General features: G+C 57.1%; 1 protein-coding gene. It reads left to right on the top strand.

All coding sequences use genetic code 11. The annotated features are described in order from the left end of the window. The first annotated feature begins 109 nt into the window (after positions 1 to 109). Positions 110 to 1,327, top strand: coding sequence for an IS256 family transposase (locus ASH01S_RS17535; protein WP_067929719.1), 1,218 nt, complete (start codon positions 110 to 112; stop codon positions 1,325 to 1,327). Positions 1,328 to 1,552: the final 225 nt, after the last annotated feature.

Below are 1,552 nucleotides of genomic sequence, written 5' to 3'. Positions count from 1 at the left end.
GTTAAAGTCTCAAGTAGTGGTGTAAAATCCGTCGTCCACAATTGACGACGAAGCCACCGTGCGTATCTACTAGAGTGTGGCGAAACCAACTAGTAGGAGGGACGCAACGATGGCTTCTGTCAATAGCTTCGCAGTTCTTGAGTGGATTCGCAAGATCCAAGGCGAGGAAAATATCGACTTTCTGCGTGAGCTGGTGAGGATAGTGGCGCAGTCACTCATTGAAGCCGAGGCTACGGCAAAGATCGGAGCCGAACGTTATGAACGGAGTGAGGAGCGTACGACGCAACGTAACGGATATCGAAGCCGGCCCTGGGACACTCGCCTGGGAACGGTCGAGCTGGACATCCCCAAACTACGCAAGGGAAGCTTCTTCCCGTCCCTTCTCGAGCCGCGTCGCCGGTCTGAGCAGGCTCTGACAGCCGTAGTGCAGGAGGCTTATGTCAACGGCGTCAGTACCCGTAAGGTGGACGACCTGGTCCGGGCGCTTGGGCTGGATGGCATCAGCAAAAGCGAGGTCTCTCGCCTTTGCAAGCAGTTGGATGAGACTGTCCGCCAGTTCAAGGAGCGGCCCTTGGAGCGGGAGTATCCGTACATCTGGTTGGACGCCACATTCCCCAAGGTTCGGGAAGGTGGACGCGTGCAGAGCATGGCCTTCGTGGTGGCCATTGGCGTAACGGACACTGGAGAGCGTGAAGTATTGGGATTCGATGTGGGGACCAGTGAAGATGGGGCGTTCTGGACCGAGTTTTTGAGGGCCCTGAAGGAACGTGGTCTACGGGGCGTCAAGCTCGTGGTTAGCGATGCTCATCTTGGGCTTCGGCAGGCCATCTCGGAGGTGTTGACGGGCGCTGCATGGCAGCGATGCAAGGTGCACACCATCCGCAACGTACTCAGCCAGGTGCCGAAGAAGCAGCAGTCGATGGTGGCAGCCATCATCCGCACGATCTTCGCACAACCCACGCAAGAGGCAGCCAGGGCGCAACTACGGAACGTGGTGAAGCAATTGGAGAACAAGTTCCCGAAGGCGATGCAAATCCTGCAGGAGGCCGAGGATGACGTGTTGGCGTTCATGGCGCTGCCTGGCGAGCACTGGCGGCAGATCTGCTCCACCAATCCGCTGGAGCGGCTAAACCGAGAAATGAGGCGGCGGATGGACGTCGTCGGAATATTCCCAAACAGGGAATCCGTGTTACGGCTATTGGGGGCAATTCTTCAGGAGCAGCACGAGGAATGGATGGTGTCTCGACGCTACTTCAGCCTGGAGTCTATGGCCAAGCTCAAGCCGGACCGAGCACTGCTGGCACCCGATGCTGTGCTACAGAAATAGTTGTATGGGAGGAGTTACGTGTATGATATACGCATACCTTGGCTTTATCCCCTAACTGCCCGCATTCGACCGGGAAGAAGCGACGTCAGTCAAGGACGTCTGCAAGGACGTACGAAGCGCCCCTTGACGGAGCGACGACGCTCGAAATACTCCCTGGCGGGACCAAACGATAGTCGTCACACTTTAGACACAGGTGGTGAAATTACACCACTTGACGGGACACCA

It is taken from the genome of Alicyclobacillus shizuokensis NBRC 103103, from assembly GCF_001552255.1.
GTDB lineage: Bacteria > Bacillota > Bacilli > Alicyclobacillales > Alicyclobacillaceae > Alicyclobacillus_G > Alicyclobacillus_G shizuokensis.
Note: the sequence above shows the minus strand (reverse complement) of the source record. Positions and strands in the feature narration are given on the sequence as shown.